The organism is Streptomyces sp. NPDC048389, from assembly GCF_040706335.1.
Taxonomy (GTDB): Bacteria; Actinomycetota; Actinomycetes; order Streptomycetales; family Streptomycetaceae; genus Streptomyces.
In genome coordinates, this window is record NZ_JBEZKP010000040.1 from 1 (window position 1) to 16,847 (window position 16,847).

Annotated in this window: 14 protein-coding genes; all 14 read left to right on the plus strand. The window is 70.6% G+C overall.

Annotated elements, in window-relative coordinates:
- A partial coding sequence (locus AB0903_RS24120) for a penicillin-binding protein 2 (RefSeq protein WP_366706028.1) occupies positions 1-1,870 on the plus strand: 1,870 nt, incomplete at its 5' end.
- 15 nt (positions 1,871-1,885) lie between these two features.
- Positions 1,886-3,568, plus strand: coding sequence for a UDP-N-acetylmuramoyl-L-alanyl-D-glutamate--2,6-diaminopimelate ligase (locus tag AB0903_RS24125; RefSeq protein WP_366706030.1), 1,683 nt, complete (start codon positions 1,886-1,888; stop codon positions 3,566-3,568).
- A 4-nt stretch (positions 3,569-3,572) separates the two neighbouring features.
- Positions 3,573-5,003 carry a UDP-N-acetylmuramoyl-tripeptide--D-alanyl-D-alanine ligase gene (murF, locus tag AB0903_RS24130; protein WP_366706032.1) on the plus strand — a complete coding sequence of 477 codons (1,431 nt, stop codon included), beginning with the start codon at positions 3,573-3,575 and terminating at the stop codon, positions 5,001-5,003.
- A complete protein-coding gene (gene mraY / locus AB0903_RS24135) occupies positions 5,000-6,070 on the plus strand; it encodes a phospho-N-acetylmuramoyl-pentapeptide-transferase (RefSeq protein ID WP_366706034.1) in 1,071 nt (356 codons plus the stop codon). The genes murF and mraY overlap by 4 nt, the downstream gene beginning before the upstream one ends.
- Positions 6,052-7,479, plus strand: a complete 1,428-nt coding sequence (gene murD / locus AB0903_RS24140) for a UDP-N-acetylmuramoyl-L-alanine--D-glutamate ligase (RefSeq protein WP_366706036.1) — start codon at positions 6,052-6,054, stop codon at positions 7,477-7,479. The genes mraY and murD overlap by 19 nt, the downstream gene beginning before the upstream one ends.
- 872 nt (positions 7,480-8,351) lie before the next feature.
- Positions 8,352-9,635 carry a putative lipid II flippase FtsW gene (ftsW, locus tag AB0903_RS24145; protein WP_366706138.1) on the plus strand — a complete coding sequence of 428 codons (1,284 nt, stop codon included), beginning with the start codon at positions 8,352-8,354 and terminating at the stop codon, positions 9,633-9,635.
- A 6-nt stretch (positions 9,636-9,641) separates the two neighbouring features.
- Positions 9,642-10,736 carry an undecaprenyldiphospho-muramoylpentapeptide beta-N-acetylglucosaminyltransferase gene (gene murG, locus AB0903_RS24150; protein WP_366706038.1) on the plus strand — a complete coding sequence of 365 codons (1,095 nt, stop codon included), beginning with the start codon at positions 9,642-9,644 and terminating at the stop codon, positions 10,734-10,736.
- Positions 10,737-10,749: 13 nt separating this feature from the next.
- Positions 10,750-11,565 carry an FtsQ-type POTRA domain-containing protein gene (locus AB0903_RS24155; protein ID WP_366706040.1) on the plus strand — a complete coding sequence of 272 codons (816 nt, stop codon included), beginning with the start codon at positions 10,750-10,752 and terminating at the stop codon, positions 11,563-11,565.
- Positions 11,566-11,849: 284 nt separating this feature from the next.
- Positions 11,850-13,064 carry a cell division protein FtsZ gene (gene ftsZ / locus AB0903_RS24160; RefSeq protein WP_366706042.1) on the plus strand — a complete coding sequence of 405 codons (1,215 nt, stop codon included), beginning with the start codon at positions 11,850-11,852 and terminating at the stop codon, positions 13,062-13,064.
- The gene (gene pgeF / locus AB0903_RS24165) at positions 13,061-13,810 is read left to right on the plus strand and encodes a peptidoglycan editing factor PgeF (protein ID WP_366706044.1); all 750 of its coding nucleotides are present in this window, start codon (positions 13,061-13,063) and stop codon (positions 13,808-13,810) included. The genes ftsZ and pgeF overlap by 4 nt, the downstream gene beginning before the upstream one ends.
- On the plus strand, positions 13,807-14,526 hold the full coding sequence (locus tag AB0903_RS24170) for a YggS family pyridoxal phosphate-dependent enzyme (RefSeq protein ID WP_366706046.1): 720 nt from the start codon (positions 13,807-13,809) through the stop codon (positions 14,524-14,526). Before pgeF ends, AB0903_RS24170 begins: the two co-directional genes overlap by 4 nt.
- Before the next feature lie 124 nt (positions 14,527-14,650).
- Positions 14,651-15,256, plus strand: coding sequence for a cell division protein SepF (gene sepF, locus AB0903_RS24175; protein WP_366706048.1), 606 nt, complete (start codon positions 14,651-14,653; stop codon positions 15,254-15,256).
- A 70-nt stretch (positions 15,257-15,326) separates the two neighbouring features.
- Positions 15,327-15,617 (plus strand): YggT family protein, encoded by a 291-nt coding sequence (locus AB0903_RS24180; protein ID WP_366706050.1) that lies wholly within the window; start codon positions 15,327-15,329, stop codon positions 15,615-15,617.
- A 55-nt stretch (positions 15,618-15,672) separates the two neighbouring features.
- Complete coding sequence (locus tag AB0903_RS24185) at positions 15,673-16,779, plus strand: DivIVA domain-containing protein (RefSeq protein WP_366706052.1); 1,107 nt, start codon at positions 15,673-15,675, stop codon at positions 16,777-16,779.
- Positions 16,780-16,847 lie beyond the last annotated feature (68 nt).

Sequence of the window (16,847 nt, forward strand, 5' to 3'; positions counted from 1 at the left end):
CCGGCCGCGCGCCGGACAGCGCCCGGCCCCCCGCCGCGTCCGGCTCGGCAGCCCGCGCCCCCGGCTGAGGCTGGTCAGCCTCGGTCTCACCCTGGTCATGCTCGCGTTCGTGGTCAGGCTGCTGCAGGTGCAGGCCGTCGACGCCAGCGCCTACGCGGCCAAGGCGGAGAAGAACCGCTACCTCAGCCACGAACTCGCGGCCGAACGCGGCAGGATCACCGACCGCGCCGGGATCGCGCTGGCCACCAGCGTCGACGCGCACGACATCACCGCCGACCCGAAGATGTTCACGCCCGAGGACAGCAACTCCCCCAACGCGCCCGAACAGGCGGCGCAGCTCCTCGCCCCCATCCTCGGCAAGGATCCCGCCGATCTCGCCAAGAAGCTGAAGAAGCGCGGCTCCCGCTACGCCGTACTGGCCCGCCGCCAGACCCCGCAGGTGTGGAACCAGATCAAGGACCTCAAGGGCGTCTACGCGGAGAAGGCAGCCGCCGACAAGCGCAGGGGCGGCCCGGGGGCCAATGTGCTCGCGGGTGTCTTCCAGGAGCCCAGCAGCACGCGCGTCTACCCCAACGGCGATCTCGCCGCCGGAATACTGGGCTTCGTCAACGCGGCGAACCGGGGCGGCGCCGGCATCGAGTCCATGCTCGACAAGACGCTCGCCGGCAAGGACGGCACCATCACCTACGCCCAGTCCGGCGGCCGTCGCGTACCCACCGCCACGTCGCACGAGGTGCCCGCCGTCCCCGGCTCCGACATCGAACTGACCATCGACCGCGACATCCAGTGGGCCGCGCAGCAGGCCATGGAGGAGCAGGTCGAGAAGTCGAAGGCCGACCGCGGGTACGTCATCGTGCAGAACACCCGCACCGGCGAGGTCCTCGCCATGGCCAACGCCCCCGGCTACGACCCGAACGATCTCGGCACCGTCACCCCCGGCACGCTCGGCAACCCCGCCCTGCAGGACGCGTACGAACCCGGCTCCACCGCCAAGGTGATGTCGATGGCCGCCGTCCTCGAGGAGAAGAAGGCCACCCCGGGCACCCATGTCGTCGTCCCCAACCGGCTGCACCGCGGCGACCGCCTCTTCAAGGACGACATCGACCACCCCACCTGGTACCTCACCCTCAACGGCGTCCTCGCCAAGTCCAGCAACATCGGCACCATCCTGGCCACCGGGCAGCTCGGCAAGACCCAGCCGGAGGCCAACAAGGTGCTCCACTCCTATTTGCGCAAGTTCGGCATCGGCCGCCCGACCGGGCTCGACTACCCGGGCGAGACCCGGGGCATCCTCGCCCAGCCGCAGGACTGGTCCACCTCGCAGCAGTACACGATCCCCTTCGGACAGGGCCTGTCCGTCAACGCCATGCAGGCCGCCTCCGTGTACTCGACCATCGCCAACGGCGGCGTACGCATCGAGCCCACCCTGGTCCGCGGGACCAGGGGCCCGGACGGACGCTTCACGCCGGCCGAGGAGCCCGAGAAGACCCGCGTCGTCAGCGAGAAGACCGCCAGGACCCTCGCCACCATGCTGGAGTCGGTCGTCGACGACGAGGAGGGCACCGGAACCAAGGCCCGCATCCCCGGCTACCGTGTCGCGGGAAAGACGGGAACGGCCAACCGGGTCGATCCCGAACTGGGCGTCTACAAGGGCTACACCGCCTCGTTCGCCGGCTTCGCACCGGCCGACGACCCGCAGATCACCGTCTACTGCGCCATCCAGAACCCCACCAGGGGCAGCTACTTCGGCGGCCAGATCTGCGGACCCATCTACCAAAAGGTCATGGCCTTCGCGCTCAAGACCCTGCAGGTCGCCCCGACCGGCAAGGGACCCGCACGGCTGCCCCTGACCTTCGAACCCGGTGAGTGACCGGAGGTACCACCAGTGACGACGATCACCCCCGATTCCGGGAACCGACCAGGGGAGCGCCCCTCATTTTCGCCCGCACCCGGTACGCCCGGTACGCTCACCGCCGTGCCACACGCTGATCAGTACCGAACGCCCCAGCAGGACGCCGCCCCGCCACACCCGGGAGCGCCCCGTCCCGAACGGCCCCGCCCGACGAAGCTCGCGGAGCTGGCAGCCGGACTGGGGGTGGAGACCCAGGGCGCCGCGGAGATCACCGGCATCACCCACGACTCGCGGGCGGTGCGCCCCGGCGATCTGTACGCCGCCCTGCCCGGTGCCCGCCTCCACGGGGCCGACTTCGTGGACCAGGCCGCCGACCTCGGAGCCGCCGCCGTCCTCACCGACCCCACCGGCGCCGAACGCGCCGCCGCCACCGGCCTTCCGGTCCTCGTCGTCGACGACCCGCGCGGCCGGATGGGCGAACTGGCCGCGGAGATCTACGGCCACCCCGGGAACGGCCTGCTGCAGATCGGCATCACCGGCACCTCGGGCAAGACCACGACCGCCTACCTCGTCGAGGGCGGCCTCCAGGCGGCCGGGCGTTCCACCGGACTGATCGGCACGGTCGAGATGCGCATCGGCGACGAGCGCATCAAGTCGGAGCGCACCACCCCCGAGGCCACCGACCTGCAGGCGCTCTTCGCGGTCATGCGCGAACGCGGCGCCGACTCGGTCGCCATGGAGGTCTCCAGCCACGCCCTGGTACTCGGCCGGGTCGACGGCTGCGTCTTCGACGTCGCCGTCTTCAACAACCTCAGCCCCGAGCACATGGAATTCCACTCCGACATGGAGGACTACTTCCAGGCGAAGGCGCAGCTGTTCACCCCGCGCCGCAGCCGGAAGGCCGTCGTCAACCTGGACGACGAGTACGGCCGCAGGCTCGTCGACGAGGCCACGGTGCCCGTCACCACGTTCTCCGCCGAGGGCCACCCCGACGCCGACTGGCGCGCCGAGAACGCCGAAGTCACCGCGGTCGGCTCCACCTTCACCGCGGTGGGCCCGGCCGGCGAGCGGGTGCGTGCCGAGGCGCCGCTGCCCGGCCCCTTCAACGTCGCCAACACCCTGGCCGCCGTCGTCACTCTCGCCGTCGCCGGTCTCGACCCGCAGACCGCCGCCGACGGGATCGCCGCCGTGCCGGGAGTGCCGGGCCGGCTGGAGCGCGTCGACGCCGGCCAGCCGTACCTCGCGGTGGTGGACTACGCGCACAAGACCGACGCCGTCGAATCGGTCCTGCGCTCGCTGCGCAAGGTGACGGAGGGAAAGATCCACATCGTGCTCGGCTGCGGCGGCGACCGCGACCGGACCAAGCGCGGCCCCATGGGCGCCGCGGCCGCCCGACTGGCCGACACCGCCGTACTGACCTCCGACAACCCGCGCGGTGAGGACCCCCTCGCGATCCTCGCCACGATGCTCGCGGGCGCGGCCGAGGTGCCGATCCACGAACGCGGCGACGTCATGGTCCACGAGGACCGGGCCGCCGCCATCGCCGCCGCCGTCGCCCGCGCGCAGGAGGGCGACACCGTGCTGGTCGCGGGCAAGGGCCACGAACAGGGCCAGGACATCGCGGGAGTGATCCGCCCGTTCGACGACCGCCGGGAGCTGCGGGCGGCCATCGAACGCTCGCTCAGCGACGCCGCCGTCAAGAACAGTCAGGGATGACCCAGTGATCGCCCTCTCCCTCGCCGAGATCGCCGAAATCGTCGGCGGGCAGTCGCACGACATACCGGATCCGGCCACGCCGGTCACCGGGCCCGTCGTCATCGACTCCCGCGCCGTGGAGCCCGGCAGCCTCTTCGCCGCCTTCCGGGGCGAGAACGTCGACGGCCACGACTACGCGGAGCGCGCGATGGCCCGGGGCGCGGTGGCCGTGCTGGCCACCCGCCCGCTCGGCGTACCCGCCATCGTCGTCGACGACGTGCAGAGCGCCTTGGGGCGCCTGGCCCGTGCGGTGGTCGCACGCCTCGGAACTCAGGTCGTCGCGCTCACCGGCTCGGCCGGGAAGACCAGCACCAAGGACCTGATCGCACAGGTGCTCCAGCGCAAGGGGCCCACCGTCTGGACCCCCGGCTCCCTCAACAACGAGATCGGTCTGCCCCTCACCGCACTGCGCGCCACCGAGGAGACCGAGCACCTGGTGCTGGAAATGGGTGCGCGCGGAATCGGCCATATCCGCTACCTCACCGAACTGACCCCGCCCAGGATCGGTCTCGTGCTGAACGTCGGCTCGGCCCACATCGGCGAGTTCGGCGGGCGCGAGCAGATCGCGCAGGCCAAGGGCGAACTCGTCGAGTCGCTCCCGCCGGCAGGAGAGGGCGGCGGCGTCGCCGTGCTCAACGCCGACGACCCCCTGGTCCGCGCCATGGCATCGCGCACCGCGGCCCGGGTACTGCTGTTCGGAGAGTCCGGCGAGGCCGACGTACGTGCCGAGAATGTCCGGCTCACGGAACTCGGGCAACCCACCTTCACGCTCCACACACCCACCGGGTGCAGTGACGTGACCATGCGGCTGTACGGTGAGCACCACGTGTCGAACGCGCTCGCCGCGGCCGCCGTCGCCCATGAGCTGGACATGCCCGCCGACGAGATCGCCCTGGCGCTCTCCGAGGCCGGCACCCTCTCCCGCTGGCGCATGGAGGTCACCGAGCGTCCGGACGGCGTGACGGTCGTCAACGACGCCTACAACGCGAACCCCGAGTCCATGCGTGCCGCGCTGCGTGCGCTGGCCGCCATGGGCGAAGCCGCACGGGCGAAGGGGGGGCGCACGTGGGCGGTGCTCGGTCAGATGGCCGAGCTCGGTGACGAGGCACTCGTCGAGCACGACGCGGTCGGGCGGCTCGCCGTCCGGCTGAGCGTCGACAAGCTCGTCGCGGTCGGGGGCAGGGAGGCGTCCTGGATGCAACTGGGCGCATACAACGAGGGTTCGTGGGGTGAGGAGTCGGTGCACGTGTCCGACGCGCAGGCGGCGGTCGACCTGTTGCGCAAAGAGTTGCGCCCGGGAGACGTCGTGCTGGTGAAGGCTTCCAGGTCGGTCGGTCTGGAGCGGATCGCACAGGCGCTGCTCGAGGGTCTCGAGGGTGAGGGTGCCGTCCGATGAGGCAGATCCTCTTCGCGGGAGCCATCGGTCTGTTCCTGACTCTGATCGGGACACCACTGCTGATCAAGCTGCTGGCCCGCAAGGGATACGGGCAGTTCATCCGTGACGACGGCCCGCGCACCCACGGAAGCAAGAAGGGCACGCCCACCATGGGCGGCATCTCCTTCATCCTGGCCACGCTCATCGCCTACGCGCTCGCCAAGGTGATCACCGGTGAGGACCCGACCTTCTCGGGTGTGCTGGTGCTCTTCCTGATGGCGGGCATGGGCCTGGTCGGCTTCCTCGACGACTACATCAAGATCGTCAAGCAGCGTTCGCTCGGCCTCCGCGCCAAGGCGAAGATGGCCGGGCAGCTGATCGTCGGCATCGCCTTCGCCGTACTGTCACTGCAGTTCGCCGACCAGCGCGGCAACACCCCGGCCTCCACCAAGCTGTCGTTCATCACCGACTTCGGCTGGTCCATCGGACCGGTGCTGTTCGTCGTCTGGGCGCTGTTCATGATCCTCGCCATGTCGAACGGCGTGAACCTGACGGACGGTCTGGACGGCCTCGCCACCGGCGCGTCGGTGATGGTCTTCGGCGCGTACACCTTCATCGGGCTGTGGCAGTTCCAGGAGTCCTGCGCCAACGCGGTGACCCTGACCAATCCCAACGCCTGCTTCGAGGTACGAGATCCGCTCGACCTGGCGGTCGTCGCCTCCGCGCTGATGGGATCCTGCTTCGGCTTCCTGTGGTGGAACACCTCACCTGCCAAGATCTTCATGGGCGACACCGGCTCCCTCGCACTCGGCGGTGCGCTCGCGGGCCTCGCGATCTGCTCCCGTACGGAGCTTCTGCTCGCGCTCCTCGGCGGACTGTTCGTCCTCATCACCATGTCCGTGGTGATCCAGGTCGGTTCGTTCAAGATGACCGGCAAGCGGGTCTTCCGGATGGCGCCGCTCCAGCACCACTTCGAACTCAAGGGGTGGTCGGAAGTCCTTGTGGTGGTCCGGTTCTGGATCATCCAGGGCATGTGCGTGATCGTGGGTCTCGGTCTCTTCTACGCGGGATGGGCAGCCGACAAGTGAGCGACTGGCAGGGCAGGAACATCACCGTCGCCGGCCTCGGCGTCAGCGGCACCAGTGCCGCGCGCGCCCTGGCCGGTCTCGGCGCGAAGGTCACCGTCGTGGACGGCGGATCGGGCGACGCGCACGAGGCGCGTGCGGCCGAGATGACCGCGCTGGGCATCGCGGTGCGTCTCGGTGACGCCGAGACCCTGCCCGCCGGCACCGACCTGGTCGTCACCTCGCCCGGCTGGAAACCGTCCAGCCCGCTGTTCGCCGCGGCGGCGGCGGCCGGTGTCGACGTCGTCGGCGACGTCGAGATCGCCTGGCGGCTGCGCGGCCCCGACGCCGCGCCGTGGCTGGCGATCACCGGTACCAACGGCAAGACGACCACCACCCGGATGCTCGCCTCGATCCTGACGGCCGCGGGCCTGCGGACGGCGGCGATCGGGAACATCGGCACCCCTATCGTCGACGTCGTCCTCGGCGACGAGCCGTACGACGTGCTCGCCGTGGAACTCTCCAGCTACCAGCTGCACTGGGCGCCCTCGCTGCGCGCCCACTCCGCGGCCGTGCTCAACCTGGCGCCCGACCACCTCGACTGGCACGGCTCCATGGAGGCGTACGCCGCCGACAAGGGCCGTGTCTACGAGGGCAATACGGTCGCCTGCGTCTACAACGCCGCGGACCCGGCGACCGAGGAACTGGTCCGTGCGGCGGACGTCGAGGAGGGCTGCCGCGCGATCGGCTTCACCCTGGGCACACCGGGGCCCTCCCAACTCGGGGTGGTGGAAGGGCTCCTGGTCGACCGGGCGTTCGTGGCCGACAGGCAGAAGCAGGCGCAGGAGCTGGCCGAGGTGGCGGACGTCGACCCGCCGGCGCCCCACAACATCGCCAACGCCCTCGCGGCGGCCGCGCTGGCCCGTGCCTTCGGTGTCGAACCTGCCGCGGTACGGGACGGACTGCGCGCCTTCCGGCCGGACGCACACCGCATCCAGCACATCGCGGACGTGGCGGGCGTTGCGTACGTCGACGACTCCAAGGCCACCAACACGCATGCGGCCCAGGCGTCTCTGGCCGCGTACGAGCCGATCGTGTGGATCGCCGGGGGACTTGCCAAGGGCGCCACCTTCGACGAGCTGGTGACGGCGTCGGCGAAGCGGCTGCGGGGCGTCGTCCTCATCGGGGCCGACCGTGCCCTGATCCGCGAAGCCCTGGCGCGACACGCCCCCGAGGTGCCCGTCGTCGACCTCGAGCGGACCGACACTGGGGCGATGTCCGAGGCGGTACGGAAGGCGGCCTCGCTCGCCCGGCCCTCGGACACGGTTCTCCTGGCGCCGGCCTGCGCCTCGATGGACATGTTCACCAACTACAACGAGCGGGGCGCGGCCTTCGCGGAAGCGGTCCGGGCCCTCGCCGACGAGCACGCCTGACAGCCGCGAGGTCCGGCCGGCGCCGGGCACGACTGGAGGGGACAGCGACCATGCCGCCCACCGACGGGCCCCCGCCCCCGGGAGACGCCCTCCCGTCCCCCGCGCCCGCGCAGTGCCCTGCCTCTGCGTCCTCAATGACCGGCACCGAGCCCGCCCGCTCGCAGCGCCCGGCGCCTGCGGCGTCAGCGCCGCCGCCGTCAGCCGTGGGCACCGAGCCCGCCCGCTCGCAGCGCCCGGTCCTTCCTGCGGCGTCAGCGCCGTCTGCCACCTCGTCCCCGGCGTCCGCCCCGCCGCCGTCGGCTGCGGGCACCGAGCCCGCCGGCTCGCAGCGCCCGGTCCCTCCAGTGCCGGCAGCGCCGGCCGATGCTCCGCTCCGGCCGGCGGGTGGCGTCCCGCCGCTCTCGGTTCCACCGGTCTCGGCCTCCGGCGCCGTCCCACCGCCCTCGGCGGCGGGCTCTGAGCCCGCCGGATCGGACGTCACGGCGATCCGCGCCCGAGACCGGGCGGCGACCACGCCGTACGCCGGCGGCGCCGCCCGACCGGCGTCCGCCGGCTCGCAGCGCCCGGCTCCTGCGGCGGCGGAGCCGCGCTCCGGCGGTGCTGCCCCGCCTGAGCGGGGCACTTCGGCAGGGCGGAGGTGGGTTCACGGGGCGGAGGCGCGTGGCTCGGGGGCACAGCGGTCGGCCGCCCGACGCGCAGCCGGCCTCGCCCGTGGTGCGGCGCGTGCCGCGCGGGTGTCGATCGCCGGGCTCGTCCCCGCGGGGCAGGTGCCCGCGCCGGCCGGTGCGGGCACCTGCGTACCGCCGCTCGCCGGCTCCACCGGCCTCGCGCTGCGGAGCCGGGTCGGCGGGGAGGCGAGTCGAGTGCCCGGTGTGCGGGGCGGCGGGCCGCGGACGCCGCGGACTCCCGGCTCCGGCGGGCCCCGCGGGCCACGCCGGCTGTACGAGCAGGCACGCAGGGCCTGGGACCGGCCGCTGACCGCCTACTACCTGATTCTCGGCAGCAGCCTGCTCATCACCGTCCTCGGCCTCGTCATGGTCTACTCCGCGTCGATGATCCAGGCGCTGGAGTACTCGCTCCCCGCTTCCTACTTCTTCCAGAAGCAGTTTGTCGCCGCCGTCATCGGCACCGTGCTCCTGCTGCTCGCATCCCGTATGCCCGCCAAACTGCACCGGGCCCTGTCGTATCCGCTGCTGATGGTCACGGTCTTCCTGATGGCGCTGGTCCAGGTCCCCGGGATAGGGCATGCGGTCAACGGCAACCAGAACTGGATCTACCTCGGTGGCCCCTTCCAACTGCAGCCCAGTGAGTTCGGCAAGCTCGCGCTGATCCTGTGGGGTGCCGACCTGCTGGCCCGCAAACAGGACCGGCGGCTGCTGACCCAGTGGAAGCACCTGCTGGTCCCGCTCGTGCCGGTCGCCTTCCTCCTCCTCGGTCTGATCATGCTCGGCGGCGACATGGGCACGGCGATCATCCTGACGGCGATCCTGCTGGGCCTGCTGTGGCTCGTGGGAGCGCCCACCAGGCTCTTCGCCGGGGTGCTCTGCATCGCCGGCTTCGTCGGGCTGACGCTGATCAGGACCAACGAGAACCGCATGTCCCGGCTCGAGTGCATCGGTGCGATCGACCTCGGTCCGGAAGGCGAGTGCTGGCAGGCGGTGCACGGCATCTATGCTCTTGCCTCTGGCGGATGGTTCGGTTCCGGTCTCGGTGCGAGTGTGGAAAAATGGGGCCAACTGCCCGAACCGCACACCGACTTCATCTTCGCCATCGCCGGGGAGGAACTGGGGCTGGCGGGGACGCTGTCGGTGCTCGCTCTGTTCGCGGCTCTAGGCTATGCGGGTATCCGCGTCGCCGGACGCACGGAGGACCCCTTCGTGAGGTATGCGGCGGGAGGCGTCACCACGTGGATCACGGCGCAGGCCGTGGTCAACATCGGTGCGGTGCTCGGTCTGCTGCCGATCGCCGGCGTCCCGCTGCCGCTGTTCTCCTACGGAGGGTCCGCCCTGCTGCCGACGATGTTCGCCGTCGGACTGCTGATCGCCTTCGCGCGAGAGGAACCCGCGGCGAAGGCGGCCCTGGCCGTGCGGAGGCCCGGGGTGAGATGGAAGACGATGAGACGGCGCGTCAAGAAGCGCCCGTCCGGAGAGCGGTGAATTTCGGTGCATGTCGTACTCGCCGGTGGGGGGACCGCCGGCCACATCGAGCCCGCGCTCGCCCTCGCGGACGCCCTGCGGAGGCAGGACCCGGCCGTGGGCATCACAGCCCTCGGCACGGAACGCGGTCTCGAGACCAGACTCGTGCCGGAGCGCGGCTACGAACTGGCGCTCATCCCCGCCGTTCCGCTGCCACGCAAGCCCACCCCTGAGCTGATCACCGTTCCGGGGCGGCTGCGCGGCACCATCAAGGCCGCGGAGCAGATCATCGAACGTACGAAGGCGGACTGCGTCGTCGGCTTCGGCGGTTACGTCGCGCTGCCCGGCTACCTCGCCGCCAAGCGCCTCGGCGTGCCGATCGTCATCCACGAGGCCAACGCCCGTCCCGGCCTCGCCAACAAGATCGGCTCCCGCTACGCCGCGGGCGTGGCCGTCGCCACGCCCGACAGCAAGCTGCGCAACTCCCGCTACATCGGCATCCCGCTGCGCCACTCCATCGCGACGCTCGACCGCGCCAGGGTCCGTCCCGAGGCGCGGGCGGCCTTCGGCCTCGACCCGAATCTGCCGACACTGCTGGTCTCCGGCGGTTCGCAGGGCGCCCGCCGGCTCAACGAGGTGGTCCAGCAGATCGCCCCGGTTCTCCAGCGCTCCGGCATCCAGATCCTGCACGCGGTCGGACCCAAGAATGAAATGCCGCGCGTGGACAACATGCCCGGTATGCCACCCTACGTGGCGGTACCGTACGTGGACCGGATGGATCTCGCGTACGCCGCGGCCGACATGATGCTCTGCCGCGCGGGCGCGATGACCGTCGCCGAACTCTCCGCCGTGGGCCTGCCCGCCGCGTACGTGCCGCTGCCGATCGGCAACGGTGAACAGCGGCTCAACGCCCAGCCGGTGGTGAAGGCCGGCGGCGGACTGCTGGTCGACGACGCCGAACTGACCCCCGAGTGGGTCCAGGGCAACGTCCTTCCGGTGCTCGCCGATCCGCACCGGTTGTACGAGATGTCGCGTGCGGCCGCCGAGTTCGGTCACAGGGACGCCGACGACCTGCTCGTCGGCATGGTGTACGAGGCGATTGCTGCACGCCGCAAGGCGTGAGAAGGCAGGGAGCGTGGCCGGACCGACCACCGCGAAGCGCAGTGCGCTGGGCCGCTCTGACGGACCGAACGGGGCGGGCGGCAAGGGCCGTCCGTCTCGCGAGGGCGCTCTCCCCGGCCGCTTCCGGCGGCCCGGCCCCCGCTTCCTGCTGATCGCCATCGGCGCGCTCCTCCTCGCGGCCGGTGTCCTCTGGCTGCTCTACGGCTCCTCGTGGCTGCGCGCCGAACATGTGGAGACCACGGGCACCGAAGTGCTCACCCCGGCCCAGGTGGAGGCCGTGGCACGGGTGCCGATCGGCGCGCCGCTCGTCTCGGTCGACACGGACGCCGTCGAGGCCAGGCTGCGGCGGGCGCTGCCCCGTATCGACTCAGTGGAGGTCGAGCGCTCCTGGCCGCACGGGATCGAACTGGTCGTGACCGAACGAAAGCCGGTCCTGTTGCTCGAGAAGGGTGCAAAGTTCGTCGAAGTGGACGCGGAGGGTGTCCGGTTCGCGACGGTCGCCGAGGCGCCGAAAGGTGTTCCCCTGCTGCGCCTGGAAGTTGACGGTTCGCCGAGCCTGAAGCGATTCGGTCCGGACCGGCTGGTCGCGGAGGCGGTCCGGGTCAGAGGTGGACTTCCCGCGGAAGTCGCCGCCGATCTGAAAAGTGTGAAAGTAGTCTCGTATGACTACATCTCCCTGGAGTTGAGCGGCAATCGCACCGTGGTGTGGGGCAGCTCGGAGGGGGGTGAGGCGAAGGCCCGTGCGCTCGAAGCGCTCATGAAAGCAGCTCCGAAAGCCGCGTACTTCGATGTGAGCGCGCCCAGCGCCCCTGCCGCGTCAGGGAGTTGACGTGCATCTGTGCTGGCCAACACCCTGGTTGGTCATCGCTGTGCGTGATCACATAGGGTGAAAAGAAAAACGGGAGGTTCGGCGTGTTCGTTGAACGGGCGCCACGTGTCGACTTAGTGTCCTGTTCGGAAGAGTCCAGGGAACAGACACACTGGTAACCCTAAACTTCAGCGTTAGGGTTCGGGTCGGCAGCCGGCTTGTCGGGCCGTCCCCATTCGACATCAGTCGTCGCAGCGCGGCCCCGCGAGGCGACGACACGTAACTCGAGGCGAGAGGCCTTCGACGTGGCAGCACCGCAGAACTACCTCGCAGTCATCAAGGTCATCGGTGTCGGCGGCGGTGGTGTCAATGCCATCAACCGAATGATCGAGGTCGGTCTCAAAGGCGTCGAGTTCATCGCTATCAACACGGACGCTCAGGCGCTGTTGATGAGCGACGCCGACGTCAAACTCGACGTCGGCCGTGAACTCACCCGAGGTCTCGGAGCCGGAGCGAATCCGGCAGTCGGTCGCAAGGCGGCAGAGGACCACCGCGAGGAGATCGAGGAGGTCCTCAAGGGGGCCGACATGGTCTTCGTCACCGCCGGTGAAGGCGGCGGCACCGGCACCGGCGGCGCACCCGTCGTCGCCAACATCGCCCGCTCGCTGGGAGCCCTGACGATCGGTGTGGTCACCCGCCCGTTCACCTTCGAGGGCCGCCGGCGTGCGAACCAGGCGGAGGACGGCATCGCCGAGCTCCGCGAAGAGGTCGACACCCTCATCGTCATCCCCAACGACCGGCTGCTGTCCATCTCGGACCGCCAGGTCAGCGTCCTGGACGCCTTCAAGTCGGCGGACCAGGTCCTGCTGTCGGGCGTCCAGGGGATCACCGACCTCATCACCACCCCCGGTCTGATCAACCTCGACTTCGCCGACGTCAAGTCGGTGATGTCCGAGGCCGGCTCCGCCCTCATGGGCATCGGGTCCGCCCGCGGCGACGACCGCGCGGTGGCCGCGGCGGAGATGGCGATCTCCTCGCCGCTGCTCGAGGCGTCCATCGACGGCGCCCGCGGCGTGCTGCTCTCCATCTCCGGCGGCAGCGACCTCGGCCTGTTCGAGATCAACGAAGCGGCTCAGCTGGTCAGCGAGGCCGCCCACCCCGAGGCGAACATCATCTTCGGCGCCGTCATCGACGACGCGCTCGGCGACGAGGTCCGGGTCACCGTCATCGCGGCCGGCTTCGACGGCGGCCAGCCGCCCGCCCGCCGGGAGAACGTGATCGGTTCCACGTCGGCCAAGCGCGAGGAGCAGCCCTCCGGCGCGGCCCGTCCCGCCGACGGCCCCCGCCCCGCCGGCGGCCTCGGAACCGTACCCGTACGCGAGGAGCCCGCCGCCCCGGCGGAGCCGGCACCGGTCGCGAGCGACCTCGGTTCGTCCTCCGGCCCGGCGCAGGTCCCGCCGGCCCGCCCGTACCCGGACAGCCAGGCGGAAGAGCTGGACGTCCCGGACTTCCTGAAGTGACAGTGCAGCCCGACGCGATACACGAGAGCGGCGCGCATTTCGCCTTCACCGACAGGTGGGGCGGGGTGAGCGCCGTTCCGTACGAGGAGCTCAACCTCGGCGGCGCCGTCGGTGACGACCCGGACGCGGTGCTCGCCAACCGGGCGGTCGCCGCCAAGTCGCTCGGCCTCGACCCGGCCCGGGTCGTCTGGATGAACCAGGTCCACGGCAGGGGCGTCGCCCGGGTGGACGGACCGTGGGGGGACGGCGCGGTGCCGGAGGTCGACGCGCTGGTCACCGCACGGCGCGGTCTCGCCCTCGCCGTACTCACCGCCGACTGCACCCCGGTCCTGCTCGCCGACCCGGTCGCCTCGGTGGTCGGGGCGGCACACGCCGGTCGCCCCGGGATGGTCGCGGGCGTGGTGCCCGCCGTCGTCGAGGCGATGAGAGAGCTGGGCGCGGAGCCGGAACGCATCATCGCCCGTACGGGACCGGCCGTTTGCGGTCGTTGTTATGAGGTTCCCGAGCAGATGCGTTCCGAGGTGGCCGTGGTGGAGCCCGCCGCCTGGTCGGAGACCGGCTGGGGTACTCCGGCCGTCGACGTCACGGCCGGAGTGCACGCCCAGCTCGAGGCGCTCGGGGTGCGCGACCGGCGGAGGTCGGCGGTCTGCACCCTTGAATCGCGTGACCACTACTCGTACCGCCGCGACCGCACGACCGGGCGGCTCGCCGGATACGTCTGGCTCGATGACCGGGAAACCCCATGATCGACCGCAGAACCGAACTCGCCGGAAATCTGGCGGCAGTGAAGGAACGTATCGCCTCCGCCTGCGCGGCAGCGGGTCGCGAGCGGGACGAGGTGACCCTCATCGTGGTCACCAAGACCTACCCGGCGAGCGATGTGCGGATGCTCCACGAACTCGGTGTGCGTCATGTGGCGGAGAACCGTGATCAGGACGCGGCTCCCAAGGCCGCAGCGTGCACGGATCTGAGCCTTCACTGGCATTTCGTCGGCCAGTTGCAGACCAACAAGGTCCGTTCTGTCGCGAGTTATGCCGATGTGGTGCAGTCCGTCGACCGGCTCAAGCTCGTTTCCGCCCTGTCCGCCGCCGCGGTGCGCGCGGAGCGGGAGCTCGGCTGCCTGATCCAGGTCGCGCTCGACGCGGAGTCCGGGCGGCAGGGGGACCGGGGCGGGGTGGCGCCGGACGGGATCGAGGAGTTGGCCGCGGCCGTGGCCGACTCGCCGGGACTGCGGCTCGACGGGCTGATGACCGTCGCTCCGCTCGCCGGACCGTACGCGAGTCGGCAACAGGCGGCGTTCGAGCGGCTGATGGAATTGTCATCCGGCCTGCGCGGGGCCCATCCGGCTGCGAACATGGTGTCAGCAGGGATGAGTGCGGACCTCGAGCAGGCCGTGGCGGCCGGAGCGACACATGTGCGCGTCGGTACGGCGGTACTCGGAGTCCGACCCCGGCTCGGGTAACGTCGCGAAGCAAGTCGGACCACAGTAGAAAATATGGTCATTCCCGCTCATTGCGGGCAGGCCGAGTGGATCGCGGGCACTTGGTGACGCATGCCGATCCACCACAGAGCGGAGGACTCAGAGAATGGCCGGCGCGATGCGCAAGATGGCGGTCTACCTCGGCCTCGTGGAGGACGATGGGTACGACGGCCGGGGCTTCGACCCCGATGACGACTTCGAACCCGAGCCGGAGCCCGAGCGGGAGCACCGGCGGCATCAGCCCCCCCGCCAGATGGAGCGCGAGGAGCCGGTGCGGGTGGCGGCACCTCCCGCCCAGCGCGAGCCCGTCGCCCTCCCGGTCGACAGCGGTCGTCCGGCGCGAATCGCCCCCGTGGCATCCATCACACCTGAACGCCCGAGCATGGAGAAGAACGCACCGGTGATCATGCCCAAGGTCGTGTCCGAGCGGGAGCCCTACCGCATCACCACGCTGCATCCGAGGACCTACAACGAGGCTCGTACCATCGGGGAACACTTCCGCGAAGGCACCCCCGTGATCATGAATCTCACGGAGATGGACGACACGGACGCGAAGCGACTTGTCGACTTTGCCGCGGGACTCGTCTTCGGTCTGCATGGCAGCATTGAGCGCGTGACGCAGAAGGTGTTCCTGTTGTCGCCTGCTAACGTCGATGTCACGGCGGAAGACAAGGCCCGCATCGCAGAGGGCGGGTTCTTCAACCAGAGCTGAGAAAGACACCGGGGAACGACCCGGCCGCAGGGCCGGCTGAGATGGGATCCAGGGGAGAGGGAAGCGCGGGATGAGCGTCGCACTACAGGTGGTCTACATCGCGCTGATGTGCTTCCTTGTCGTCCTGATCTTCCGGCTCGTCATGGACTACGTCTTCCAGTTCGCGCGTTCATGGCAACCCGGCAAGGCGATGGTGGTCCTTCTGGAGGCCACTTACACTGTCACCGATCCACCGCTCAAGCTTCTGCGGCGATTCATCCCGCCGTTGCGTCTCGGGGGCGTGGCACTCGACCTGTCCTTCTTCGTTCTGATGATCATCGTCTACATCCTGATCTCCATCGTTCGTGGAGTGGGGACCTAGATGTGAGCGATACGGTCCTGCCGACTGCCGACGACTACGTAGAGGTGAAGAAGAGATGCCGCTGACTCCCGAGGACGTGCGGAACAAGCAGTTCACGACCGTCCGCCTCCGAGAAGGCTATGACGAGGACGAGGTCGATGCCTTCCTCGACGAGGTCGAGTCCGAGCTGACCCGTCTGCTCCGTGAGAACGAGGACCTGCGCGCGAAGCTGGCCGCGGCGACCCGTGCGGCCGCACAGAATCAGCAGCAGCAACAGCAGCAACAGCAGGGAATGCGTAAACCTCCGGAGCCACAGGACGGCCGCGGTCCGGGAGGACCGGGCGCTCCGGTGCCCGCCGCCATATCCGGACCCCCGGTCCAGCAGCAGCCCCCGCAGATGGGTCCCCCCCAGCTGCCCGGTGGTGCTCCCCAGCTGCCGGCCGGTCCCAGCCACGGCGGTCAGCAGGGCCACGGCGGCCAGATGGGCCCCGGCGGCCAGATGCAGGGCGGACCCATGGGTGGCCCGATGGGCGGCCCCATGGGCGGTCACGGCGGCCCGCAGGGCCCCGGCCCGATGGGGCAAGGACCCGGTGGTGACAGCGCCGCGCGCGTCCTGTCGCTTGCCCAGCAGACCGCGGACCAGGCGATCGCGGAGGCCCGTTCCGAGGCCAACAAGATCGTCGGTGAGGCGCGTTCGCGCGCCGAGGGCCTGGAGCGGGACGCCCGCGCCAAGGCCGACGCCCTCGAGCGGGACGCCCAGGAGAAGCACCGCGTCGCGATGGGCTCCCTCGAGTCCGCCCGCGCCACGCTGGAGCGCAAGGTCGAGGACCTGCGGGGCTTCGAGCGCGAGTACCGGACCCGGCTGAAGTCCTACCTGGAGAGCCAGCTGCGTCAGCTGGAGACCCAGTCGGACGACTCCCTGGCCCCGCCGCGCAGCCCGGCGGCCGCGTCGCTGCCGCCGTCCCCGGCGCCTTCCATGGCACCGGCCGGCGCGAGCGCTCCGTCCTACGGCAACCAGTCGATGGGCGGCCACGGCGGCCCCTCGCCGTCCGGACCGTCCTACGGCGGCCAGCAGCAGATGTCGCCGGCGATGACCCAGCCGATGTCACCGGTGCGGCCGCAGCCGATGCAGCAGGCGCCGTCGCCTATGCGGGGCTTCCTGATCGACGAGGACGACAACTGACCGCGCAGCGCGCGCAGCGCGCCTAGCCGTCGGCAGACAGCGGGGCCGGGCCCGGGACGTTCCACACG